The 22,419-nt window shown below is 60.7% G+C and carries 22 protein-coding genes; 9 read left to right on the plus strand and 13 right to left on the minus strand.

The genetic code is table 11. The features are described 5' to 3' along the window. Nucleotides 1–68: 68 nt before the first annotated feature. The 3 genes from O3S81_RS04260 (at nt 69) to O3S81_RS04270 (ending at nt 3,140) form a co-directional block, all read left to right on the plus strand. Complete coding sequence (locus tag O3S81_RS04260; protein ID WP_269341198.1) at nt 69–437, plus strand: DUF971 domain-containing protein; 369 nt, start codon at nt 69–71, stop codon at nt 435–437. Between the two features lie 231 nt (nt 438–668). Further along, entirely contained in the window at nt 669–2,480 is a 1,812-nt protein-coding gene (locus tag O3S81_RS04265) for a monovalent cation:proton antiporter-2 (CPA2) family protein (protein WP_269341199.1), read from the plus strand. Between the two features lie 51 nt (nt 2,481–2,531). Then, nucleotides 2,532–3,140, plus strand: coding sequence for a pyridoxamine 5'-phosphate oxidase family protein (locus tag O3S81_RS04270; RefSeq protein ID WP_269341200.1), 609 nt, complete (start codon nt 2,532–2,534; stop codon nt 3,138–3,140). A gap of 174 nt (nt 3,141–3,314) precedes the next feature. Here the strand turns inward: O3S81_RS04270 and O3S81_RS04275 are convergent, their stop codons facing one another. From O3S81_RS04275 to O3S81_RS04310, 8 genes are all read right to left on the minus strand, one after another. Next, entirely contained in the window at nt 3,315–4,385 is a 1,071-nt protein-coding gene (locus O3S81_RS04275; protein ID WP_269341202.1) for a GGDEF domain-containing protein, read from the minus strand. Between the two features lie 546 nt (nt 4,386–4,931). Continuing rightward, nucleotides 4,932–6,152: a molybdopterin molybdotransferase MoeA gene (locus tag O3S81_RS04280; RefSeq protein ID WP_269341204.1), complete on the minus strand. Its 1,221-nt coding sequence runs from the start codon at nt 6,150–6,152 to the stop codon at nt 4,932–4,934. Further along, complete coding sequence (gene moaC, locus O3S81_RS04285; RefSeq protein WP_269341206.1) at nt 6,153–6,644, minus strand: cyclic pyranopterin monophosphate synthase MoaC; 492 nt, start codon at nt 6,642–6,644, stop codon at nt 6,153–6,155. A gap of 6 nt (nt 6,645–6,650) precedes the next feature. After that, on the minus strand, nt 6,651–7,466 hold the full coding sequence (gene trpC / locus O3S81_RS04290) for an indole-3-glycerol phosphate synthase TrpC (protein WP_269341207.1): 816 nt from the start codon (nt 7,464–7,466) through the stop codon (nt 6,651–6,653). A gap of 10 nt (nt 7,467–7,476) precedes the next feature. Beyond that, nucleotides 7,477–8,490, minus strand: a complete 1,014-nt coding sequence (gene trpD, locus O3S81_RS04295; RefSeq protein ID WP_269341208.1) for an anthranilate phosphoribosyltransferase — start codon at nt 8,488–8,490, stop codon at nt 7,477–7,479. Between the two features lie 14 nt (nt 8,491–8,504). Then, the gene (locus O3S81_RS04300; RefSeq protein ID WP_269341209.1) at nt 8,505–10,397 is read right to left on the minus strand and encodes a peptidyl-prolyl cis-trans isomerase; all 1,893 of its coding nucleotides are present in this window, start codon (nt 10,395–10,397) and stop codon (nt 8,505–8,507) included. Nucleotides 10,398–10,667: 270 nt separating this feature from the next. Further along, nucleotides 10,668–10,802, minus strand: a complete 135-nt coding sequence (locus tag O3S81_RS04305) for a hypothetical protein (RefSeq protein WP_003503032.1) — start codon at nt 10,800–10,802, stop codon at nt 10,668–10,670. 42 nt (nt 10,803–10,844) lie between these two features. Continuing rightward, nucleotides 10,845–11,024, minus strand: a complete 180-nt coding sequence (locus O3S81_RS04310) for a hypothetical protein (protein ID WP_046798466.1) — start codon at nt 11,022–11,024, stop codon at nt 10,845–10,847. Between the two features lie 437 nt (nt 11,025–11,461). Between O3S81_RS04310 and coaD the strand changes: the two genes are divergently transcribed. The 6 genes from coaD (at nt 11,462) to O3S81_RS04340 (ending at nt 16,881) form a co-directional block, all read left to right on the plus strand. After that, on the plus strand, nt 11,462–11,956 hold the full coding sequence (gene coaD, locus O3S81_RS04315) for a pantetheine-phosphate adenylyltransferase (RefSeq protein ID WP_269341211.1): 495 nt from the start codon (nt 11,462–11,464) through the stop codon (nt 11,954–11,956). Nucleotides 11,957–11,985: 29 nt separating this feature from the next. Next, nucleotides 11,986–12,555 carry a peptidylprolyl isomerase gene (locus tag O3S81_RS04320; RefSeq protein ID WP_269341213.1) on the plus strand — a complete coding sequence of 190 codons (570 nt, stop codon included), beginning with the start codon at nt 11,986–11,988 and terminating at the stop codon, nt 12,553–12,555. Nucleotides 12,556–12,591: 36 nt separating this feature from the next. Continuing rightward, the gene (locus O3S81_RS04325) at nt 12,592–13,101 is read left to right on the plus strand and encodes a peptidylprolyl isomerase (protein ID WP_046798353.1); all 510 of its coding nucleotides are present in this window, start codon (nt 12,592–12,594) and stop codon (nt 13,099–13,101) included. Between the two features lie 238 nt (nt 13,102–13,339). Continuing rightward, nucleotides 13,340–14,422 carry a tRNA preQ1(34) S-adenosylmethionine ribosyltransferase-isomerase QueA gene (gene queA, locus O3S81_RS04330; RefSeq protein ID WP_269341214.1) on the plus strand — a complete coding sequence of 361 codons (1,083 nt, stop codon included), beginning with the start codon at nt 13,340–13,342 and terminating at the stop codon, nt 14,420–14,422. Then, the gene (gene tgt, locus O3S81_RS04335) at nt 14,422–15,552 is read left to right on the plus strand and encodes a tRNA guanosine(34) transglycosylase Tgt (RefSeq protein WP_269341215.1); all 1,131 of its coding nucleotides are present in this window, start codon (nt 14,422–14,424) and stop codon (nt 15,550–15,552) included. Before queA ends, tgt begins: the two co-directional genes overlap by 1 nt. 171 nt (nt 15,553–15,723) lie before the next feature. Next, complete coding sequence (locus O3S81_RS04340; RefSeq protein ID WP_269341217.1) at nt 15,724–16,881, plus strand: aminodeoxychorismate synthase component I; 1,158 nt, start codon at nt 15,724–15,726, stop codon at nt 16,879–16,881. A gap of 202 nt (nt 16,882–17,083) precedes the next feature. On the opposite strand, the gene O3S81_RS04345 is transcribed toward O3S81_RS04340, so the two are convergent. From O3S81_RS04345 to O3S81_RS04365, 5 genes are all read right to left on the minus strand, one after another. After that, nucleotides 17,084–18,361 carry a type III PLP-dependent enzyme gene (locus O3S81_RS04345; RefSeq protein ID WP_269341218.1) on the minus strand — a complete coding sequence of 426 codons (1,278 nt, stop codon included), beginning with the start codon at nt 18,359–18,361 and terminating at the stop codon, nt 17,084–17,086. Continuing rightward, on the minus strand, nt 18,345–19,877 hold the full coding sequence (locus O3S81_RS04350; protein ID WP_269341219.1) for an AMP-binding protein: 1,533 nt from the start codon (nt 19,875–19,877) through the stop codon (nt 18,345–18,347). Before O3S81_RS04350 ends, O3S81_RS04345 begins: the two co-directional genes overlap by 17 nt. Further along, nucleotides 19,874–20,137 carry an acyl carrier protein gene (locus tag O3S81_RS04355; protein WP_269341220.1) on the minus strand — a complete coding sequence of 88 codons (264 nt, stop codon included), beginning with the start codon at nt 20,135–20,137 and terminating at the stop codon, nt 19,874–19,876. The genes O3S81_RS04350 and O3S81_RS04355 overlap by 4 nt, the downstream gene beginning before the upstream one ends. 106 nt (nt 20,138–20,243) lie before the next feature. Beyond that, entirely contained in the window at nt 20,244–20,984 is a 741-nt protein-coding gene (locus tag O3S81_RS04360; RefSeq protein ID WP_331284180.1) for a hypothetical protein, read from the minus strand. A gap of 286 nt (nt 20,985–21,270) precedes the next feature. Continuing rightward, nucleotides 21,271–22,398: an S-(hydroxymethyl)glutathione dehydrogenase/class III alcohol dehydrogenase gene (locus O3S81_RS04365; RefSeq protein ID WP_269341222.1), complete on the minus strand. Its 1,128-nt coding sequence runs from the start codon at nt 22,396–22,398 to the stop codon at nt 21,271–21,273. Nucleotides 22,399–22,419: the final 21 nt, after the last annotated feature.

Below are 22,419 nucleotides of genomic sequence, written 5' to 3' on the forward strand. Positions count from 1 at the left end.
TAGTGGCTTGCCTATCGTGAGGCAAGTCCGTAATTCTGACGCATATGACGAGCCTGCGGAAGTGAAAAATGAGTGATGCCTGGCCGACCGAGCTGCTTGTGTCGAAAGACCGGCGTGAATTGACCGTTTCCTTCGATGATGGAAGCATTTACCGGCTTGGCGCCGAGATGCTGCGCGTGCTTTCGCCCTCGGCGGAAGTGCAGGGCCACGGACCGGGACAAAAGGTCACGGTGCCCGGAAAACGCAATGTCGCCATCCGTTCCATGGTCGCCACCGGCAATTACGCGGTGCGCATCGTGTTTGACGATGGCCATGACAGCGGCATCTACACCTGGAAATATCTGAAGGAGCTGGGTGAGACCGGCGACGCGCTGTTTGCTGATTATGAGCGGCAGCTTGCGGAGAAGGGCTTGAGCAGGGAGCCGCGCTCCCGGTAGGCGATACGTCTTGCCTTTGCCGGTTGCCATATTTGCCTCCCTCATTCCCGTGGTGAGCACCGGGATGAGGAAGAGGGGCTGCCGCATCTGTAGCCATCATGTCCCGGCAGCAAATAACCCGTTGAATCCATGCATCGTCCTTCACGAAAATCGTTTTCGATTCTCACGCCGATGCGCTAGGAAGTGGGGGAGGGAACACCCTCGTCTAATCAATTTTCAGCGGGGTGGCGTGTGGCTGTAGAAGCGAACGGAAATGATCTGGCCCAGGTGGTCGTGCTTTTGGCGGCTGGCGTTGTGGCCGCGCCGATCTTCAAGCGCATCGGCCTTGGCTCGGTGCTGGGTTATCTGGCCGCCGGCCTTGTGATCGGGCCTTATGGTCTCGGTTTCTTCTCCGATTCGCAGGCCATCCTGCACATAGCCGAACTGGGCGTAGTGATGTTCCTGTTCATCATCGGCCTTGAAATGCAGCCGTCGCGGCTGTGGTCGATGCGGCAGGATATTTTCGGGCTGGGTGCATTGCAGGTGCTGGTCTGCATGGGCGGCCTGACGCTGGTGGGTGTCAGCCTCGGTTTTCCCGTCATCATGTCCTTTGTTGCCGGCACCGGTTTCGTGCTGACCTCGACGGCGATCGTCATGCAGATGCTGCAGGAGCGCAACAGCATGTCGAGCCTGAAAGGTCAGCGCATCATTGCGATCCTGCTGTTCGAGGACCTCGCCATCGTGCCGCTGCTGGCGCTTGTCGCCTTTCTCGGTTCGGGTGGGGAGCATGTGACCGCCTCGGAGCGCTGGCTTTCGATCGGCATCGCGCTTGCCGCCGTCGGTGCGCTCATCCTCGCCGGGCGTTATCTGTTGAACCCGTTCTTCCGCCTGCTGGCGGCCTCCGGCGCGCGCGAGGTAATGACAGCCGCGGCGCTGCTGGTGGTGCTGGGGTCGGCGCTTTTGATGCAGGTCAGCGGTCTTTCCATGGCCATGGGGGCGTTTCTGGCCGGCGTGCTTTTGTCGGAATCCTCCTTCCGCCATCAGCTCGAGGCGGATATCGAGCCGTTTCGCGGCATTCTGCTCGGCCTGTTCTTCTTGGGCGTCGGCATGGCGATCGACCTTGCCGTCATCGCCTCCAACTGGCAGCTCGTGGTCGTCAGCGTCGCCGGCTACATGCTGCTGAAAGCTTTCCTGATCTATGGCGTGGCGCGGGCGCTCGGCACCACGCGGCGTGAAAGCCTGGAGCGGGCGGTGCTGATGGCGCAGGGCGGCGAATTCGCCTTCGTGCTTTATTCCGCCGCCGTCAGCGCCGGCATTCTCGACCGGGAGGCCAACGCCATCCTGACGGCGACCATCATCATCTCCATGGTGCTGACGCCGCTGATGGTCATCCTGCATGATCGGCTGGTGCCGGCGGCGGTTCCCAATACCGACGATCTCGATGTGCCTGAGAATGTCGAAGGCAGCATTCTCTTGATCGGCTTCGGGCGTTTCGGCCAGATCGTCAGCCAGCCGCTTCTGGCGCGCGGCTATACGCTGTCGCTGATCGACAAGGACGCGGAGTTCGTGCGCGATGCGGCGGAATTCGGTTTCAAGGTCTATTATGGCGATGGCTCGCGGGCGGAAATCCTGCACGCAGCGGGCGCCAGCACGGCGCGGGCCGTGCTCATCTGCGTCGACGACAAGGAAGCGGCCGTGCGGATCGCGGAGATCGTCAAGCACGAATTCCCGCTGGTTCCCGTCCTTGCCCGTGCCTTTGACCGTGGTCACGCGATCGATCTTCTGAAGGCGGGCGTCGATTACCAGATTCGTGAGACGCTGGAATCGGCCTTGAATTTCAGCGAGGAAGTGCTGGGCGCCATGGGCGAGGAGCGGGAAGACGCTGCCCGCCTGGTGGAGGAATTCCGCGACCGCGACGAGGAGCGTTTTGCCATGGAAGTCGTCGGCGGCATTTATGCCGGCCGTTCGCTGATCCGCGGCAATGCCCAGCCGGCCGATCTCGTTGCCGCACGCACCGCACGCGAGCGGGCGGAACGGGAAAAGGCGGAAGCGGCGGAAGAGTAGGGGATTGCGCCCGTCGGTGGCGCAGCGTGATTTCGAGGGATTGGGACGGATATGACGATCATTCGCACGGTTGAGGAACTGAAGGCCATTTATGACGGCACGAGCGAAGCCTCGGTCGCCAAGGTGACGGCCACGCTGACGGCGGAATACCGGCAGATGATCGAGGCATCACCGTTCCTCGCGCTGGCGACGGTGGGGCCCGAAGGCATGGACTGTTCGCCGCGCGGCGACAAGGGCGGCGTCGTGCGGGTGGCTGACAACAGGACCGTGCTCCTGCCGGACTGGCGCGGCAACAACCGCGTCGATTCGCTTCTGAACATTGTGCGCGATCCGCGCGTGGCGCTGATGTTCCTGATCCCCGGCTCGAATACGACAATGCGCATCAATGGCCGCGCCGTGGTTTCCGTCGATGCCGAGCTGTTGCAGAGCTTCGAGATGGACGGCAAACATCCGCGCACCGTCATCGTTGTCACGATTGACGAGGTTTATTTCCAGTGCGCCCGGGCGCTGATGCGCTCTGAACTGTGGAACCCCGACAATTTCGTCGATCCGGCTTTGCTGCCGACACCCGGCCTGCTGCTCAAGGCGGCGAAGGCGGAGTTCGATCAGGAGACCTATGACCGGGAATGGGCGGCGCGGGCGGCGAAGACCATGTGGTGATGCGCTCTGTTTGGGTGAGCATCGGATCGCAGCGAGAGCGCGGCGACTAGACCCGGGGGCCAGCCGACGCGCGTCGATGCGGTGAGAGGGTCTTTTCAGCCCAAGGACTTGGGCTGACTGGATGCCGGATCAAGTCCGGCATGACGGTTGGGATGTTTTTGGACGCCGCCCTTCTTACGTCCGATAAATCAGCCAGTTCTTGCCGACATAATTCTTTTGCATGCCGTCTTCGTAAAACACGGAACGGTTCCGGCCGGTTTCCTTGGCATGGTAGAGCGCCGTATCGGCATGGGCGTAAAGCTCGCTCGGATTGCCGGCCTGGGCGGCGGAGGCGAAGCCGATGGAGATGGTGACCGTGCCGTAATCGGCGCCTGATCTCGAATTGCGGAAAGGTGTGCTTTCCAGTGACAGGCGGATGCGCTCGCACACCACCATCACCTCTTCCGGCGTGTTGCCGTCAAGAATGATGGCGAATTCCTCGCCGCCGCTGCGGGCGACGAAACCATCCTTGCGCACATTGGCGCGGATGACCGAAGCGACGGTGGCGAGAATCTTGTCGCCGACCGGATGGCCGAACGTGTCGTTGATCCGCTTGAAGTGATCGATGTCGAGCAGCACGAGCGTGGTATATTGCAGGCCGATGGAGCTGTCATAGACCGAGGCCAGCCGGTCGTCGAAGGCGCGGCGGTTGGACAGGCGCGTCAGCGAATCCGTATTGGCGATGCGCTTGTATTCATCGAGTTCGAGGCGCACCTGATGCATTTCCTCGGCATGGCGGTTGACGTCGTTGAACGCCTTTTCCCCATCGATGATCTTCGAGCCGGTGGCCTCGGCCAGCAACGCGATCGCATTTCTGAGAATATTGCTGCTGGCGGCATTCTTGTCATCGATGCGCTGGCGCGTTTCTCCGAGAATTCTGTTGTAGTTCTCGATGGAAGATTGTTCACGCTTCAGCGTGCCGAGCAGCGCCTCCAGCTCGCGCCGCAGCTTCTCTTGCGCATCGTCGATGGAGCGGTTGGGATTGCCTTCGCCGTAACGCGAAGAGAGATCATCCAGATCCTCCTGCGTGACGCGGTTTCCAAGTGCCGCCAGATCCTTCGTCAGCGCCGGGTTTGAGCCGATATAGGCTTCGTAAAACAGGCTGTAGTTACGCGGGATCGGCGAAACACCCATGCTCCGCATGGCATAGGCAATTTGCCCGGCAATGTCTGGCCCCGTGGTTTTGGGCGTGGATGCCGTGTTCATCAAGAAACTCCAGTGAGTCTGCTTATCGACTATGATTATTATTATTAAGCTCGTTTTAGAAAGCTTAATTTACGGGAAACTAATTTTTATTTCCGGAAATTTCATTTTTGCCGTTTTTTATCTTATTTAATTGATAATTATAAGTAATTTTCATTTTCGAAGAGTTCCTGAAATTTTCCTCTCTACTATTCGTCTTGGTGACAGCATCGCATTTACTCTGTCAATCCCAATAAAGGATTCATGTGATTTATTTTGGCACAACAATGTCGCGAAATAGTTTCGGGATGCATCGAGAGGGTGGATTCTGAATACGTCGAGTTTCCCGCTTTCGGGCGGTTTCTTTTGTCATACGTGTCAGGAGACAGGAATGTTACAGTCCTGTTCGAGGTTGCGATGCTGTCGCTTCGCCTTTGCTCAATCTCAAAACCGTTCCATCTCTTTGTTTTCGCGCATTTCAGGATGGATGACGGCGCAGCAATTCTTCCGCAGGTTCGGGAGGGACGCCCATATGTTGCCGGTCGTAAGCCCGCCCGGAGGGCCTGGGTGTCAGAATTTCAGTCGTATCACCGGGCATATCGCGCCGGGCGCCGCTTCCGGCGCATGCGGCGGGCGCACGATCAGGCCGTCCGAATGGGCCAATATCTTCATCATGGATGAATCCTGCTTCGCATGGGCTTCCGCCACCAGCACACCGTTTTCGTCCGTGCTGAAACGGGCGCGCAGATAGTCCTGCCGATGATCATTGGCCTTCAGCGGGGTCGCGGTGCGGGCTGTGGTCCCGCGCTCCAGCGGCGCACGACGGGCGATCCTGCGGATCAGCGGTTCAAGGAAGAGCAGGCCGCAGACGAGGCTGGCGACCGGGTTTCCGGGCAGACCGAGAACCTGCATGCTGCCGATGGCCCCGACCATCAGCGGTTTTCCCGGACGCATGGCGATGCGCCAGAAATCGAGCTGCATGCCCTCCGCCTTCAATGCCGCCTGCACCAGATCATGGTCGCCGACCGAGGCGCCGCCCAGCGTCACCAGCACATCCACCCCGGCCGCGACGGCCTTGCCGATGGCGGCGCGGATGAGGCTGTCATCATCGGCAATGATGCCGAGATCAATCACCTCCGCACCCGCCTGCCGGGCCAGTGCGGCGATACCGAAGGTGTTGGAGGCAATGATCTGCGCGGGTTGCGGTGCGCTTCCCGGCGGCAACAATTCGTCGCCGGTGGCGAGGATGGCGATGCGTGGCCTGCGATAGACGGAAAGTGCGGCGTGGTTCATGGCCGCCGCCAGCGTCAGGTCGGTGAAGCCAAGCTCGCGCCCGGCATCCAGAGCCGTTTCGTCTTCAGTGAAATCCTGTCCGCGCGGGCGGATATGTCGCCCGGCGGCGACAGCGAAGCCGGTGCGGATATTACTACCGTCTTCCAGCGCTTCCGCATCTTCCTGAATGAGGATCGTATCGGTGCCCTCAGGCACGGGTGCGCCGGTGAAGATGCGCACGGCTTCGCCTTTGCCCACCGTGCCCGTAAAAGCATGGCCGGCAGCCGCCTGGCCAATGACGGTGAGGACCGAGCCGATCTCCGGCGCATCGGCGCTGCGCAATGCATAGCCATCCATGGCCGAAGCATCGAAGGGGGGCTGGGTGAGGCGTGCGGCCAGATCTGTCGCGAGAACGCGGCCATCACAGTCGGCAAGCGGCAGGGTCTCGCTGTCCGTTACCGGAGCTGCTGCTTCCAGAAGGCGTTTGATGGCCTCGTCCACGGGCAGCAGCGGTTTCATTCAGCTCTCCTGTCGGCGAAAATCACCGGATTTGCCGCCGCTCTTTGCAAGAAGGCGGATATTGACGATTTCCATCGCCTTGTCGGCGGCTTTCGCCATGTCATAGATCGTCAGGCAGGCGATGGAGACAGCGGTCAGCGCTTCCATCTCCACGCCGGTCTTGCCGGACAGTTTCACCATGGCCTCGACCCGGAGGCCGGGCAGGGCGGTATCCTCGGTAATGTCCACCGCCACCTTGGTCAGCATCAGCGGATGGCAGAGCGGAATGAGATTGGCCGTCTGCTTGGCGGCCATGATGCCGGCCAGCCGGGCGGTGCCGATGACATCGCCCTTCTTGGCATTGCCGTCGCGGATGAGCGCCAGCGTTTCCGGCTTCATCTTCACAAAGCCCTCTGCGACGGCGACACGGACGGTTTCGGCCTTGTCGCCGACATCGACCATATGCGCCTCGCCGGCGGCATCAATATGGGTGAGCTTGGTCGTCTCACTCATCGGGGTTTATTCCGCTGCCAGAATGCCGGATTGGCCTGTCAGCAGCGCTTTGGTGGCCGCCGTCACATCGTCCTTGCGCATCAGGCTCTCGCCGACGAGGAAGGTGCTGATGCCGCTCTTCTGCAGACGCTGGCAGTCCTCGAAGGTGAAGATGCCGCTTTCGCCGACCAGCAGCTTGTCGGCCGGCACGAGGCCCGCCAATTTCTCGCTGGTTTCGAGGCTGACTTCGAAGGTGCGCAGGTTGCGGTTGTTGATGCCGAGAAGCGGCGAGGCGAGCTTCAGCGCACGTTCGGTTTCCTCCGCATCATGCACCTCGACCAGCACATCCATGCCCAGCGCAAAAGCTTCGTCTTCAAGGCGTTTGGCTTCGTCGTCGGAAAGCGAGGCCATGATGAGCAGAATGCAGTCCGCACCCCAGGCGCGGGCCTCATGCACCTGATAGGTGTCGAACATGAAATCCTTGCGCAGCGCCGGCAGGGCGCAGGCATTGCGGGCGGCGGTCAGGAATTCCGGCGCCCCCTGAAAGCTCGGCGTATCCGTCAGGACCGAGAGGCAGGCGGCACCACCCGCCTCGTAAGCGGCCGCCAGCGCCGGCGGATCGAAATCGGGACGGATGAGGCCCTTGGAGGGGCTGGCCTTCTTGATTTCGGCGATGAGGCCGAATTTGCCTTCGGCCTGTTTTGCCCGGAGCGCCTTGTAAAAACCGCGCGGCGCGGTCTGGTCTGCGGCCATGGCCTTCAGATCGGCAAGCGAAACCTTCGTCTTGGCGGCGGCGATTTCTTCGCGCTTGTAGGTCTCGATCTTTTTGAGAATGTCGCTCATGGTTTCGCTCTCATTCCTCGTTGGATACGGCGACCAGAAGGTCGAGTGCGGCGGCGGCCTTGCCGCTGTCGAGCGCCTCGCTGACGATCGTCATGGCCTGGCTCAGCGTCTCCGCCTTGCCGGCGATCACCAGCGCCGCCGCGGCGTTGCAGAGCGACACGTCGCGATAGGCATTGCGGCGGCCGGAGAGAACCTCGCGCAGTGCTGCCGCATTGGCGATGCCGTCGCCGCCCTTCAGATCGTTCATTTTGGCCGGTTCGACGCCGAAATCCTTCGGCGTCAGGTCGAAGGTGCGGATCTTGCCATTTTCCAGCGCCGCCACATGGGTAACGCCGGTGGTGGTGACTTCATCCATGCCGTCGCCGTGCACGACCCAGATGCTTTCCGAACCGAGATCGCGCAGCACTTCGGCAAGCGGCACCAGCCAGCGCGGCGAAAAGACGCCGAGCAATTGCCGTTTGGCGCCGGCCGGATTGGAGAGGGGCCCCAGCAGGTTGAAGATGGTGCGTGTGCCGAGTTCGACCCGGCTTGGGCCGACATGGCGCATGGCGGAATGGTGCATCTGCGCGAACATGAAGCCGAGACCCGCCTCGCTGATGCAGCGGGCGATGAGTTCGGGACCGATATCGAGCCTCACGCCAAGCGCGGACAGCGCATCCGCCGTGCCGGATTTGGAGCTCAGCGCCCGGTTGCCATGCTTGGCGACCGGCAGGCCCGTGCCGGCAACGATGATCGATGCCAGCGTCGAGATATTATAGGTGCCGATGCCGTCACCGCCGGTTCCGACGATATCGATGGCATTGGCGGGGGCCGAAACCGGCAACATGCGGGCGCGCATGGAGGAAACGGCGCCGACGATTTCGTCGACCGTTTCGCCACGCACCCGTAGCGCCATCAGGAAACCGCCGATCTGCGACGGGGTGGCTTCGCCCGACATCAGAATGTCGAAAGCCGTACGCGCATCCTCGCGGTTCAGGCTTTCTCCGTTCGCGACCTTGGCGATCAGCGGCTTCAGTTCGGCCATGTCTCGCCCCCCGGTTAGAAACCGACCATCGCCTGATCGGCGAGGGCCTGGTTGATCGTCACACCATAGTCATTCTGCAGACGGTTGACCATCTGGTCCAGCATGTCGTCGCCGGCCGCGCGGGCAATGGCGGCGAACTGCTGGTCGTCATTGGCAAGCGCATCTGCCGGCGCATTGGTGTCGACCGAGGTGACCTTGAAGAGGATACGGCTGGAGCCATCGGCGTCAGCCGCCGTGCCCACCTTGCCCTCGGCGCCCGAAAAGACCGCGGCGATGGTCTGGCGACCAAAAATCGCGTCCTCGCTGGTGCGGCGCAGACCGGATTTCTGCTCGACGGCAAGGCTCAGTTCACCGGCCACGGCTTCCAGCGTATCACCCTTTTCAACACGGGCCTTCAGCTCTTCAGCCTTGGCGGCAAGCGCGTTGCGCTGCTGCTCCGCCGTCCAGTCGGCCACGACATCGTCGCGGACTTCGGCAAGCGTGCGGTCGCGGGCAGGAATGATCTGCTCGACGTCGAACCAGATATAACCTTCACGGCCGAGATTGATCGGCAGGGCTTCGGTGGCGGGTTCGGTCTTGAAGACCTCCTGCGCCAGCTGCGGCGAGGGCAGGCCCTCGACGGCATCGCCCTTTTCATTAAGGCCGGCGGCGTCAATCGCATCGATGGTGACGGGCTTCAGGTTGAGCTGCTTGGCGGCATCGGCGAGCGAGGAGCCACCGGCGCGCAGATCCTCGTAACGGTCGTGCACATTGGTGATTTCTTCCGCGGCGGCGGTGGTGGCGAGATCCTTACGGATATCTTCCTTGGCCTCATCCAGCGTGCGGGTGGTTTCCGGCTTGATGCCCGTGACGCGCAGCAGGACCGGGCCGAAGGAACCTTCAACCACCGGCGATACGCCGCCATCCTTCTGGATGGCGAAGGCCGCATCGGCAATCGACTGGTCGGGGATGGTATCCTTGGTGAATTCGCCGAGGGTGACGTCGGACGCGGTCTTGCCCTGATCCTTCACCACCTGCTCATAGGTGGTGTTGCCGAGGCGGATCTGTTCTGCGGCAGCGGCGGCCATTTCCTTGTCCGGGAAGGTCAGTTGCTCCACCGTGCGGCGGCCGGCGGTGCGGAAGCTGTCCTTGTGGCTGTTATAATAATCGGCGATCTGCGCGTCCGTTACCGAAGCCGGCTCGGCGATATCGGCAGGTTCCAGCTTCACATAGGTGAACTTGCGGAATTCCGGTGCGCGATATTTCGTTTTGTTGGTTTCGAACCAGGGGGTGAGCACGTCGTCGCCCGGCGCCTTCACCGGCGGGATGACGGCGTTGGAGAGAATGACGTAATCGACGGCGCGCTGTTCGTTGCGATACTGCTTCAGCGCATCCACCAGCACCTGCGGTGCGGCAAAACCATCGGAGACGGCTTCGACGATCTGGCTTCGGACGGCAACCTTACTGCGTTCCTTGATGTAATCGTCCTCGCGGAAGCCGGAATTGCGCAGGCGTTCGCTGAAGAGATTACGGTCGAACTGGCCGTTGACCGACTTGAAGGCCGGGTCTTCTGCGATGAGGTTGGCGAGACGGTTTTCCGAAAGGCCGAGATTCATCTTCGAGGCCAGTTCATCAAGCGCCGCGCCGGCCGCAAGCTGGCTGAACACCTGGCGGTCGATGCCGAAGGCCTTGGCCTGCTCGGTCGTCAGTCTTGTGCCGAACTGGCGGCTGAGATCGGAAATCTGGCGCTGATAGGCGAGGCGGAATTCCTGCGGGCTGACCGTCTGGTCACCCACCGTCATGACGGCGTGGGAATTGGCGGTGACAAGCGATGCGGAGACGCCCCAGACGCCGAACGAAACAACAAGCAGGAGAAGCAGCAGCTTGGCTGCCATGGTTCGAGAAGCATTTCTCAGGGAATCGAGCATCGTTATGCAAACCTCACAGGAACGTCGTCGCGGTTGCCGGCTATCCGGCCCGCAACGTATCGGCGTTCCTTAAATCAATCCAAACGGAAATTGAAGGGAATTTGCCTTGGAAAAACGGGGTTTTGAAAACGCTTGTGTGATTGGAGGGCTGTTTTTCCGCCGTCATCTTCTCCGCATTGCTCTGTGAGGCGGCAAAATAAAACCGCCCGGAGGGTCCAGGCGGTTGCAAAGAATCATTCTTGAAGCGGCCGTGAAGCCGGTCTGCCGCGCTCAGAAGGCGCGGTCGCGCCGGATCGTCGCCTTGAATTCCTCATCCTCACGCCGCATCTCGGCGACGACGGAGATCATGGATGTCACGAACATTACGCTGATCAGGGCCAGAAGCATCGTCAGAAATGTGAACATGATATCGTCTCCGGGAGTTTTGAGGAAATTCTCCCCGTTTACTCAGTAATAATTCATATACTGGTAACGGGCGGTCAGCTGCGGGTAGTCCGGTCCCTGGGCTTCAGGCTTCTGCTCATAAAGGCTAAACGTCGTTGCTACCATTGCGATAACCAGTACTGTCCAGGCGGTGCTGATGACGCTGATTTTCGCCGAAGTAGACTGTTTTTCTCTTACAAACATCTGTCCGTTCCTTTGGTTCTTTCTTAACGCTGCATGTCTCGACATGTTCCGCGTCAACCGTAAAAATCGATTAGCATCGCCCCGGTGAAACTTCCTTGAATGGCTCGTTCATCTGGCGTTCAGGAAACTGGCTAAAGCCGTCAATCGAGAAAAAAATACTCGGCTGCGAATGACGAGATGACCGAAAGGACGATCATGAAGGCCAGCATTTTCAATTCTCCGGATGCTTAACGAGTGAGGGGCGTTTCGGTTTCCCGATGTTGTGGATTTAAACAAAATAGCTCTGAAACCGCACTGAACGGCCCATTCATCCGGGGTTCACGCCGCCGCCCTGGTTGTGCCAAACGGTTATAAAGTCTTGCGCCGCGTGTCTCTCCATGACAAAAGGCGGGCACACGATACCCAGCATCGAAGCGCGCCCACCACCTGAGAGCGATATGACGATTGCCTTTTATCCAGGATCCTTCGATCCGATGACCAACGGACATCTGGATGTGCTTCTCCAGGCGCTGAACGTGGCGTCGAAAGTCATCGTCGCCGTCGGCATTCATCCCGGAAAAGCGCCGATGTTCAGCTTCGAGGAGCGGGCCGCGCTGATCAAGCAGGCGCTTGCCGAGCAGCTGCCGGGCGAGGCGGCGCGCATGGAGGTCGTTTCCTTCGACAATCTGGTCGTGGACGCAGCCCGCCAGCATGGCGCGCGGCTTCTGCTGCGTGGCCTGCGCGACGGCACCGATCTCGATTATGAAATGCAGATGGCCGGCATGAACCGCCAGATGGCGCCTGATATTCAGACCGTGTTCCTGCCCGCCGGCACCTCGTCGCGACCCATTACAGCCACATTGGTCCGGCAGATCGCCGCCATGGGCGGCAATGTCGAAGCCTTCGTGCCGAAAGCCGTGCTTGAAGCCCTCAACACCAAGCTGAAGCGCTGACTTCAGCCTCACATTCTGGAGCCAATCCGATGAAACTCGTTCGATTTGCCTTTGCCGGTGCCATGTTTGCCGGTGCGCTTGCCGCCAGCACCATTGCTTCGGCCGCCGAACTTCTGACCATCCAGCTGAAGGACGGTCCTGTTGTCATCGAGCTTGCGCCTGACGTTGCGCCCAAGCACGTGGCGCAGATCGAGGCGCTGGCAAAGAAGGGCGCTTATGACAATGTCGCCTTCCACCGCGTCATCGATGGTTTCATGGCGCAGACCGGCGATGTGCAGTTTGGCAACATGGAGAAGGGCTTCAACGCCCAGCGCGCCGGTACCGGCGGTTCCGACATGGCCGATATTCCGGCCGAATTCTCCAAGACGCCGTTCACGCGCGGCACGGTCGGCATGGCCCGTTCCAGCGATCCGAATTCCGCCAATTCGCAGTTCTTCATCATGTTTGCCGACGGTCCGTTCCTGAACGGTCAGTACACCGTGGTCGGCAAGGTCGTGTCCGGCATGGAAGCAGTGGACAAGATCAAGCGTGGTGCCGGCGGCAACGGCGAAGTTTCCAACCCCGACCGGATGATCAAGGTCACCGTCGGCAAGAAGTAAGGTAGGGCAATAGAGCCCGAACAGAGGAGAATAACCATGGCCGAGATCAAGGATCCGGAAAACACCATCATCATGGAAACGACGACCGGCAAGGTCGTGATCCAGCTGCTTCCGGAAGTGGCTCCGGGCCACGTCGCCCGCATCAAGGAACTGGTATCGGAAGGCGCTTATGATGGCGTCGTATTCCACCGCGTCATCGAAGACTTCATGGCCCAGACGGGCGACGTGAAGTTCGGCAAAAAGGGTTCGGAAAGCTTCAACCCGGCCCGCGCCGGCATGGGCGGCTCCGAGAAGGAAGACCTGAAGGCAGAATTCTCCGCCATTCCGCACGTACGCGGCACCTGCTCCATGGCCCGTTCGCAGAGCCCGAACTCCGCCAACTCGCAGTTCTTCATCTGCTTCACGGATTCTCCGTGGCTCAACAAGCAGTACACCGTCTGGGGCCAGGTCATCGAGGGCATGGAAGCCATCGACAAGGTCAAGCGCGGCGAGCCGGTGAAGGATCCCGATTCGATCGTTTCCATCAAGCTCGCTTCTGCGGCTTGAGAGTAAAGATTTTCTCCCGCCTTGCTGATCCGCAGGGCGGGCGGATGTTTTGCTGATGGAGTGTTCCTCGCACTCGGCGTCATCCTCGGGCTTGACCCGAGGATCCATCACCCGGCGATGTCGTGGATCCTCGGGTCAAGCCCGAGGATGACGTCGAGGGGAGGAAGCCCCTTCACCAACAACGACCCGCCGGCAGTTTGCTGCGAGGCGGGTTTTGATATTTTCGAGAGCCCTTGCAATGCGCGTAGACCTGTTCGATTTCGATCTGCCCGAGGAGAATATCGCCCTTCGCCCGGCGAACCCGCGCGACAGCGCGCGCCTTTTGGTGGTCGATCCGAATGCGGATCGCATGGAGGACCACCGCGTCTTCGACCTGCCGTCCTTCCTGAGGCCCGGCGATGCGCTGGTTTTCAACGATACCCGCGTCATTCCCGCCCAGCTGGAAGGTGTCAGGCTGCGCGAGGGGGCGCCGGAGACGGCGGTTTCCGCCACGCTGCACATGCGTGCCGACCAGTCGCGCTGGAAGGCCTTCGCCCGGCCCGGCAAGCGGATAAAAGAGGGAGACCGTATCCGTTTCGGTTACGAGCGCGACAATGCCTGCGGCCTTGCCCATCTGGAAGCCACCGTCGAGGAAAAGGGCGAGGATGGCGAGATAACCCTGCTGTTCGACGTTTCCGGCCCGGTGCTGGATGAGGCGATTGCCTCCGTCGGCCATATTCCGCTGCCGCCTTACATTGCCGCCAAGCGGCCGGAGGACCAGCAGGACCAGACCGACTACCAGACCATTTATGCCCGCGAAAAGGGTGCGGTTGCCGCACCCACCGCCGGGCTGCATTTCACGCCCGATCTGTTTGCGGCGCTCGACAAGGCTGGCATCGAGCGGCATTTCGTGACGCTTCACGTTGGGGCAGGCACCTTCCTTCCGGTGAAGTCCGACGATACGGATGATCACAAGATGCATTTCGAGATCGGCCACGTATCGCAGGAAACCGCTGACCGGCTGAATGCGGTGAAGGCGCGCGGCGGGCGCATCGTCTGCGTCGGCACCACCTCGCTGCGCCTGATCGAAAGTGCCACCGACGAGAATGGTGTGATCCACCCATGGTCCGATGCGACCGGCATCTTCATCACGCCCGGTTATCGTTTCCGGGCAGTCGATATTCTGATGACCAATTTCCACCTGCCGAAATCGACGCTGTTCATGCTGGTTTCGGCTTTCTGCGGTCTCGAAACGATGCGTGACGCTTACAAGCGCGCGATCGAAACCGGATACCGCTTCTATTCCTATGGCGATTCCAGCCTGTTGTTCCGGAAAAACTGATGCACGATAAATTCACCTTCACCCTGAAAGCCACGAGCGGCGGCGCGCGCCTTGGCGAGGTCGCCATGCCGCGCGGCGTCATCCGCACGCCCGCCTTCATGCCGGTTGGCACCGTCGGCACCGTCAAGGCCATGTATCTGGATCAGGTGCGCGAACTGGGCGCCGATATCATTCTCGGCAATACCTATCACCTGATGCTGCGGCCGGGCCCGGAGCGTGTTGCGCGCCTTGGCGGCCTGCATGAGCTGATCCGCTGGCCGCATCCGATCCTCACCGACAGCGGCGGTTTTCAGGTCATGTCGCTGTCCGGCCTGCGCAAGCTCGACGAGAAGGGCGTGACCTTCAAGAGCCATGTGGATGGATCGCTGCACCACATGTCGCCGGAACGCTCCATCGAAATCCAGGGCATGCTCGATTCCGATATCCAGATGCAGCTCGATGAATGCATCGCGCTGCCGGCCGAGCGCAAGGAAATCGAGCGCGCCATGGAAATGTCGCTGCGTTGGGCGGAACGCTGCCGAGTCGCATTCGGCGAACAGCCCGGCAAGGCCATGTTCGGCATCGTGCAGGGCGGCGACCAGCCGGACCTGCGCATCCGTTCCGCCGAAGGGCTGAAGCAGCTTGATCTCAAGGGTTATGCGGTCGGTGGTCTTGCCGTTGGCGAGCCGCAGGATGTGATGCTCGGCATGCTCGACATCACCCTGCCGGTGCTGCCAACCGAAAAGCCGCGCTACCTGATGGGCGTCGGCACGCCTGATGACATCCTGAAATCGGTGGCGCGTGGCATCGACATGTTCGACTGCGTGATGCCGACCCGTTCCGGTCGCCATGGGCTGGCCTTTACCCGTCGTGGCAAGGTCAATATCCGCAATGCCCGCCATGCCGAGGATATGCGCCCGCTCGACGAGCAGTCCAACTGCCCGGCCTCGCGTGATTATTCCCGCGCCTATCTGCACCATCTCACCCGCGCCAACGAGGCGCTGGGCGGCATGCTGCTCTCCTGGCACAATCTTGCCTATTATCAGGAGCTGATGCAGGGTATCCGCAAGTCGATCGAGGAAGGCCGTTTCGCCGATTTTTATGCGGAAACCATCGAAATGTGGGCGCGGGGCGACATAGACCCGGTTTAATGGGTCGCGACGTCTCTACACACTCGACGTTATCCTCGGCCTTGTGCCGAGGATCTGCCGAGGTAGCTGAAATCAACGGGCGGCAGATCCTCGGGACAGGCCCGAAGATGACGACGGAAAGGTCTCTCCGCCACTCTGAAATCCCGAACTTACCCACTACGGATTTTTTCCTTGGCACATGCGCCTTACGTTCTTTTCCGGGATGATACGACCGGCACGGTGACAGCCTTCACCGAGCCGGAAGAGATCATCGTCGCGGACGAGCCGGAGGCTTTCTTTGTCGCGCTTCAACGCATGGAAGAGTTGCGGCGCGCGGGAAAATATCTCGCCGGCTATATGTCCTACGAGGCCGGTTTCCTGTTCGAGCCGAAGCTTGCGCCTTTTGCCGCCGAGCCCCGCAACGTGCCGTTTCTGAACTTCGGCGTCTTCTCCGGCCCGCAGCCGGATGAAGGCCGCTTTGCGCGGCCTGAGGAGGTGCCGGATGCGGACGCGTTTCTGACCGACCCGGTGGCGGCATGGACGCTTCCCGAATATAAGCAGCGTTTCGAGAAGCTGCACGACCACCTGCGCCGGGGTGATTGTTACCAGGGCAATCTGACCATGCCCGTTCATGCCCGCTGGAATGGCGATCCGCTCACCGCCTTCTGGTCGCTGATCGAACGGCAGCCGGTGAAATACGGCGCGCTTGTTGATCTTGGCGGCCCGGTCATCCTGTCACGTTCGCCGGAACTGTTTTTTTCGGTCGATGGCGAGGGTTTCATCGAAACTCATCCGATGAAGGGAACGACGCCGCGCGGGGCGGATGCGGAAGAGGACCGGGCAATCATCGCGGCGATGCTTGCGGACGAAAAGACGCTTGCCGAAAACCGCATGATCGTCGATCTGCTGCGCAACGATATTTCCCGCATCACCGAAGTCGGCAGCCTCGATGTGCCGCGCCTGTTCGATATCGAGACCTATCCCACCGTGCACCAGATGGTCAGCCATGTCAGGGCGAAGCTTTTGCCCGAGGTGACCGTGGAGGACATCTTTGCGGCGCTGTTTCCCTGTGGCTCGGTCACAGGCGCGCCAAAAATGTGGGCGATGAAAATCCTGCGTGAGCTGGAAGCGTCGTCGCGAAACGCCTATTGCGGCGCGATCGGCTTTATATCTCCGGATGGTGATATGCGCTTTTCGGTGGCGATCCGCACGATGACGCTGTTCGATGACGGCCGTGCGGTCTTCAATGTCGGCGGCGGTATCGTGTTCGATTCCGTTGCCGAGGCGGAATATGACGAGTGTCTGCTGAAATCGAAATTCGCGGTGGGGGAAAGGTTGCTGCGAGGGTGAGCGAAGATTTCAGCCCGATTCTTCATTCCCGGAACCAGTCCATTGTTGTCCCGTTTAAATTTCTGTCCATCTCGCTTCCGTCCTTTCAGCCCAAAGACCTGGGCTGACTGGATACTTGCTCAAGACTGGTATGACCGAAGGCTGAAACATCGCGAATATGCCCGCGGAAAAACGGCCCCGGTTTTTCGCTATTGGAATGCGGTCAGCGCCCGATCACCGTGAACACACCACCCTCCACCAGCACTTCCTTCGCGGCCGCATGGCTAAGAAAACCCGCAGGGCTGGCGGTCGCGCCATAAGCCCCTGATTGCAGGATGGCGAGGAGATCCCCGGCCTTCAGCTTCGGCAGGGCCGCATTGCGGGCCAGCGTGTCGAGCGGCGTGCAGAGCGGGCCGACGATGGTGGCCGTCTCCTCATGCGCCGCCTGCATCATGGCCGGTGCGACGATGGGGTAGTTGCGTTTGACGATCTGGCCGAGATTGCCGGAGGCGGCGAGGTGATGGTGCATGCCGCCATCCGTCACCACGAAGGTGGTGCCGCGTGATGTCTTCACCGAATTGACTTCCGCCACATAGAGACCGCCGGGACCGGCAAGGAAGCGGCCGGGTTCGACGATGACATGGGCATCGGCGATCAGCGGGTGCTCTTTAAGAAGCGCCTTGAGATCGAGAATGGCGGCGGCCACCTTCGCGAGATCGAGCGGTGTTTCCCCGGCGAAATAGGGGATGCCAAGGCCGCCGCCGAGATCGATGGTTTCGAGCGGCTTGCCGAGCATGTCCGCCATGCGCGCGGCAAGGGCGATGGCGTGTCGCCATTGGGAGACAAGCATCTCGGCATCGAGGATCTGCGTGCCGCCGTAAATATGGATACCGACGAGATCGATATGCCGAATGTCCGCAAAGAGCTTCAGGACATTTTCCAGCTCTTCTTCATCAAAACCGAAGGCCGTGGCCTTGCCGCCCATGCGCATGGCGCCCGCCTGCGCATCCGGCACCGGGTTGATGCGGATTGACGCCTTCACCGGCCGGCCGATCGCCTCGATGCGGGCGATTTCCTCGGCGCTCTCGATGTGGATTTCGCCGATACCGCCCTCGATCACCTCGCGCAATTCGGCCATGCCCTTGCCGGGGCCGGCGAAGATGATGTTTTCCGGCGCGACACCGGCCTTCACGGCAGCGCGATATTCGCCGACGGAGGCGATTTCAGCGCCCGCACCTTCCTGCCGGAACAGCGCGATGATGGCGGGCAGGGGATTGGCTTTCACCGAATAATAGATATCGGCAAAGCCTGCGAGCGCCGTTTCGAGATCGCGGTAGGCGCGGCGCATGGCGCTTGCGTCATAGATGAAGCACGGCGTTTCCGTCCCGGCGATGATATCGCCAACCGCAAGTCCGCCGATCATCAGATCGTTTTCGCGAATGTCGAATAACCCGGCCGCAAGGGTCGGGCCGTGGTTCTGGGATTTATCCGTGGGCGCCATTGTCCGTCCGTTCGCGCACCAGCGCGCGGTAGTCCACCTTGCCATTGGCCGTTACCGGCAGTCGTTCCACCAGTTCGATGGTGCGCGGGATCATGAAGGGGGCGAGCATTTCGGCAGCCTTTTTCAGCGCTGCCGACACATCGATATTCTCATTGGCCGCGGTTGCCACGGCATGCACCTTTTCACCGGCAAAGGGGTCCGGCAGGCCGATGACGGCGACCTCACGGAAAAGCCCCGTCGACATCAGGCTTTCCTCCACCTCGGTCGGGCTGATGCGATAGCCGGAGGATTTGATCATGGCATCGTTGCGGGCAACGAAGCTGAAGAAACCGTCTTCATCCTCCACGGCCAGATCGCCGGAATAACACACCGTCTCGCCGCCGAGCGTCGCCGGAATGAAGGGGTGCGGGCGCAGCACCTTTGCCGTGTCTTCCGGGCGGTTCCAGTAACCAAGCGAAACGGTTGGGCCGCGATGCACGAGAATGCCGGGTTCGCCCGGTTTTGCCCTTTGTCCCTTATCGGTGACGATGAATATCTCACACTCGGGAATGGCCTTGCCAATGGAGGTCGGGCGGCGGTCGATTTCATCCGGCGGCAGGAAGGTGGAGCGGAAGGCTTCGGTGAGGCCATACATCAGGTAGATTTTCGTATCCGGCAGCTTCTCGCGCAGCGCCTTTACGGTTTCCTGCGGCACACGCCCGCCGGAATTGGTGATGTAGCGCAGATGCGGCAGCGGCGTTTTCGCAAGCAAAGGGGCCGCCCGCGTCAGGATCGCCCAGATCGTCGGCACACCGGCAAGGCCGGTCACGGCGTGGTCACGCAGGTCGCGGACGATCTCGTCGCCCAGCCGGAAGGTGGAGATGATCGTGGTCGCGCCCTGTTCCACCGCCGTCAGCAGCTGGTTGAGGCCATAATCGAAGCTGAAGGGCAGGAGGGAGAGAATGCGGTCCTTGCCGGTAATATCGAGATAGGTGCGCACGATGCGCGCGCCGGCCAGAAGATTGCGATGTGACAGCATCACACCCTTGGGCGAACCGGTGGAGCCGGACGTATAAAGGATGGCGGCAAGGTCCTCGCCGATTGCCGCCGAAGGGCGGGCGGACGGGCTTTTGCGTGCCGCGATCTCTTCCGCGAGCAGGATGGTGACATCGGGAAGGTCACCCAGTGCCGCCTTCAGTTCACCCATCATCGCCGCGTTGCTGATGACGATCCTTGCGCCGCAATCGCTGACGATATGGCGGATCTGCTGCGCCTTCAGCAGTGCATTGACGGGCACAAAAACGCCGGATGCCATGCTAATGCCAAAGATCGACCAGCATTCTTCGATGCCGCGCGGCAGGTAGATGACGATGCGGTCGCCGCGTTCAACGCCTGCTTCCTGCAATGTCGCCGCACAACGTTCCGCCGCCTCCGCGAATTCGCGATAATTCAGCGTTTGTTCCTTGTGAACAAGCGCCTGATCCTCGCTTGCCGCCCGTGCGGTGAGAAGATGGTGCAGCAGGAAATGGGGTGTCATCTCCTCCGTTCCCTGAGAACGAAGGTGACGAGATCGGCGGGTGTGCCGAGATTGTCCGGCGTGAAATGCTCGTCATTCAGAATGATGCCGAAACTTTCGCCGAGAAAGACCATCAGCTCCAGAAAACCGAGCGAATCGATCACGCCTCCTTCGAGAAGTTCGGTATCGGCGGAGAAGGGCGCGTAGGCGGGAAAACGGTCGGCAAGGTAGGAATAAATGGTGTCGGCAATGTCGATTTCATTTTCTTTCGCTACGAGCATGCTTGTTCTCCAATTTCCCGTTTGATCCGCTCGGACCCGCCCCGGAATGCCGTTTCGCCTGTAAAGGCCAGGATTCCATCGGGTCGCGCAGGATTCACTAGAATACCTAGGGTGGCAATAACACCAACTCTGAGTAAGTTTCGTTAATAAACCGTGGGTTCCATGCGCCTTTTACTTGTATCGGTGCGAATTTATGTGCGGCAAAGCCGCCAGCATGCCGGTCTTTTTCGCAAGCCGAGATTGTCAGGGCAAGTCGGCCTTTGCCAAGCAGGTGGCGGGCAATGGCAGGCAGGTGCCTTTGCGCAATCTGCCGGTCCTCGCAATAGATCAGGCGGGCGGAGGGCAGTTTCCTGGTTGTTGTTTTCAGGAATACCAGCGGGTGGCGTCGCCCTTCCGCCTCCATGATGGCCACGATGCAGCCGAGGCGGGCGTGGTCTTCCAGCACGTCGCGTGTTTCAGAAGACAGGGTTTCCGCCATTGTCTGCGTCAGCGGACGAAGCCGCGCGCCTGCGGGGCGAAATGCCGCCAGCGGCAGGGGATAAAACAATGTGCAATCCGTCACCGTGTGAAACCCCAGCCGCTCGTTCAGCTTGCAGGCTTCGGCGGAGGGCGTGAGATCGGTGAAGAGTTCGTTTTCGTCAGATGACGCCATTTGCAGCATGCGCGGCGCGAACCAGCGGCAGGACGGCTCGACATACCAGCTTGAAAGATTGACGATAACCTGGCCGGTATCGGGCAGGCGGCTTCTGATCGTCAGCAGGACACCTGCGGCATTGTCGCCCTTCATCAGCAATTGGCCGATCGGGCCGAGTTCGCGCCGTTCGTGATGTTCGCTGATGAGCGACAGGCCGCGCGCCCAGAAGGCCTCGCTTTTTTCCGGAAAACCTTTCGCCAGAAGGCCAACGGCGGCGGCGCGGTTTCCGTTGTCGATCAGTACGATTTTCAGGGGTCGCTCTCCGCTGTCTGGCCTTGCTCCGGCCGGGGAGAGATTTTCAACTCCGCCGCGCAGTATTGGCATACGAGGATAGATTTACTGTCCCGTTAATCGCAATGGCTGCAAGGGGCTGGCGGCGATCACATTTGCATGAATGGACGGGCGCGCGAGAATGCGCACCCGTCTTCATCTTCATCGATCAATAAACAACGACGCCGCGGATCGATTCACCCTTGTGCATCAGCTCAAAGCCCTTGTTGATGTCTTCAAGCGGCATGGTGTGGGTGATCATCGGGTCGATCTGGATCTTGCCTTCCATGTACCAGTCGACGATCTTCGGCACATCCGTGCGGCCGCGCGCGCCGCCGAAGGCGGTGCCCATCCAGTTGCGGCCGGTGACCAGCTGGAACGGACGGGTGGAGATTTCCTGACCGGCACCAGCAACGCCGATGATGACCGATTTACCCCAGCCGCGATGCGAGGCTTCCAGCGCCTGGCGCATGACCTTGGTATTGCCGGTGCAATCGAACGTGTAGTCCGCGCCGCCGATCAGGTCGCCGTTACGCTTCGTCATGTTGACGAGATAGGGCACGATGTCGTCGCCGACCTCCTTCGGATTGACGAAATGGGTCATGCCGAATTTTTCGCCCCAGGCCTTGCGGTCCGGGTTGATATCGACGCCGATGATCATGTCGGCACCGGCAAGGCGCAGGCCCTGCAGCACGTTGAGGCCGATACCGCCGAGACCGAAGACGATTGCCGTGGAACCGATCTCCACCTTGGCGGTGTTGATGACCGCACCTATGCCCGTCGTCACGCCGCAGCCGATGTAGCAGACCTTGTCGAAGGGCGCGTCCGGATTGATCTTGGCGAGCGCGATCTCCGGCAGAACAGTGAAGTTCGAGAAGGTCGAGCAGCCCATATAGTGGTGAATCTTGTCCTTGCCGATGGAGAAGCGCGAGGTGCCATCAGGCATCACGCCCTGGCCCTGCGTGGCGCGGATCGAGGTGCAGAGATTGGTCTTGCGCGAGGTGCAGGAGTAGCACTCGCGGCATTCCGGCGTATAGAGCGGAATGACGTGGTCACCCTTCTTGACCGAGGTGACACCGGGTCCGACATCAACGACGATGCCCGCGCCCTCATGGCCGAGGATCGCCGGAAACAGACCTTCCGGATCGGCACCCGAGAGGGTGAAATCGTCGGTGTGGCAGATGCCGGTGGCCTTGACTTCGATCAGCACTTCACCGGCGCGGGGACCTTCAAGCTGAACGGTCATGACCTCAAGCGGTTTTCCTGCCTGAATGGCAACAGCGGCGCGAACGTCCATATTCGATCTCCTCAGTCTTTT

It is taken from the genome of Agrobacterium sp. SOY23 (genome assembly GCF_027212525.1).
Classification (GTDB): domain Bacteria; phylum Pseudomonadota; class Alphaproteobacteria; order Rhizobiales; family Rhizobiaceae; genus Agrobacterium; species Agrobacterium tumefaciens_I.

Coding starts and splice junctions, on each gene's coding strand:
- O3S81_RS04260 (WP_269341198.1), top strand. CDS start 69: ATGAGTGATGCCTGGCCGACCGAGCTGCTTGTGTCGAAAGACCGGCGT.
- O3S81_RS04270 (WP_269341200.1), top strand. CDS start 2,532: ATGACGATCATTCGCACGGTTGAGGAACTGAAGGCCATTTATGACGGC.
- O3S81_RS04275 (WP_269341202.1), bottom strand. CDS start 4,385: ATGAACACGGCATCCACGCCCAAAACCACGGGGCCAGACATTGCCGGG.
- O3S81_RS04280 (WP_269341204.1), bottom strand. CDS start 6,152: ATGAAACCGCTGCTGCCCGTGGACGAGGCCATCAAACGCCTTCTGGAA.
- moaC (WP_269341206.1), bottom strand. CDS start 6,644: ATGAGTGAGACGACCAAGCTCACCCATATTGATGCCGCCGGCGAGGCG.
- trpC (WP_269341207.1), bottom strand. CDS start 7,466: ATGAGCGACATTCTCAAAAAGATCGAGACCTACAAGCGCGAAGAAATC.
- trpD (WP_269341208.1), bottom strand. CDS start 8,490: ATGGCCGAACTGAAGCCGCTGATCGCCAAGGTCGCGAACGGAGAAAGC.
- O3S81_RS04300 (WP_269341209.1), bottom strand. CDS start 10,397: ATGCTCGATTCCCTGAGAAATGCTTCTCGAACCATGGCAGCCAAGCTG.
- O3S81_RS04305 (WP_003503032.1), bottom strand. CDS start 10,802: ATGTTCACATTTCTGACGATGCTTCTGGCCCTGATCAGCGTAATGTTC.
- O3S81_RS04310 (WP_046798466.1), bottom strand. CDS start 11,024: ATGTTTGTAAGAGAAAAACAGTCTACTTCGGCGAAAATCAGCGTCATC.
- coaD (WP_269341211.1), top strand. CDS start 11,462: ATGACGATTGCCTTTTATCCAGGATCCTTCGATCCGATGACCAACGGA.
- O3S81_RS04320 (WP_269341213.1), top strand. CDS start 11,986: ATGAAACTCGTTCGATTTGCCTTTGCCGGTGCCATGTTTGCCGGTGCG.
- O3S81_RS04325 (WP_046798353.1), top strand. CDS start 12,592: ATGGCCGAGATCAAGGATCCGGAAAACACCATCATCATGGAAACGACG.
- queA (WP_269341214.1), top strand. CDS start 13,340: ATGCGCGTAGACCTGTTCGATTTCGATCTGCCCGAGGAGAATATCGCC.
- tgt (WP_269341215.1), top strand. CDS start 14,422: ATGCACGATAAATTCACCTTCACCCTGAAAGCCACGAGCGGCGGCGCG.
- O3S81_RS04345 (WP_269341218.1), bottom strand. CDS start 18,361: ATGGCGCCCACGGATAAATCCCAGAACCACGGCCCGACCCTTGCGGCC.
- O3S81_RS04350 (WP_269341219.1), bottom strand. CDS start 19,877: ATGACACCCCATTTCCTGCTGCACCATCTTCTCACCGCACGGGCGGCA.
- O3S81_RS04355 (WP_269341220.1), bottom strand. CDS start 20,137: ATGCTCGTAGCGAAAGAAAATGAAATCGACATTGCCGACACCATTTAT.
- O3S81_RS04365 (WP_269341222.1), bottom strand. CDS start 22,398: ATGGACGTTCGCGCCGCTGTTGCCATTCAGGCAGGAAAACCGCTTGAG.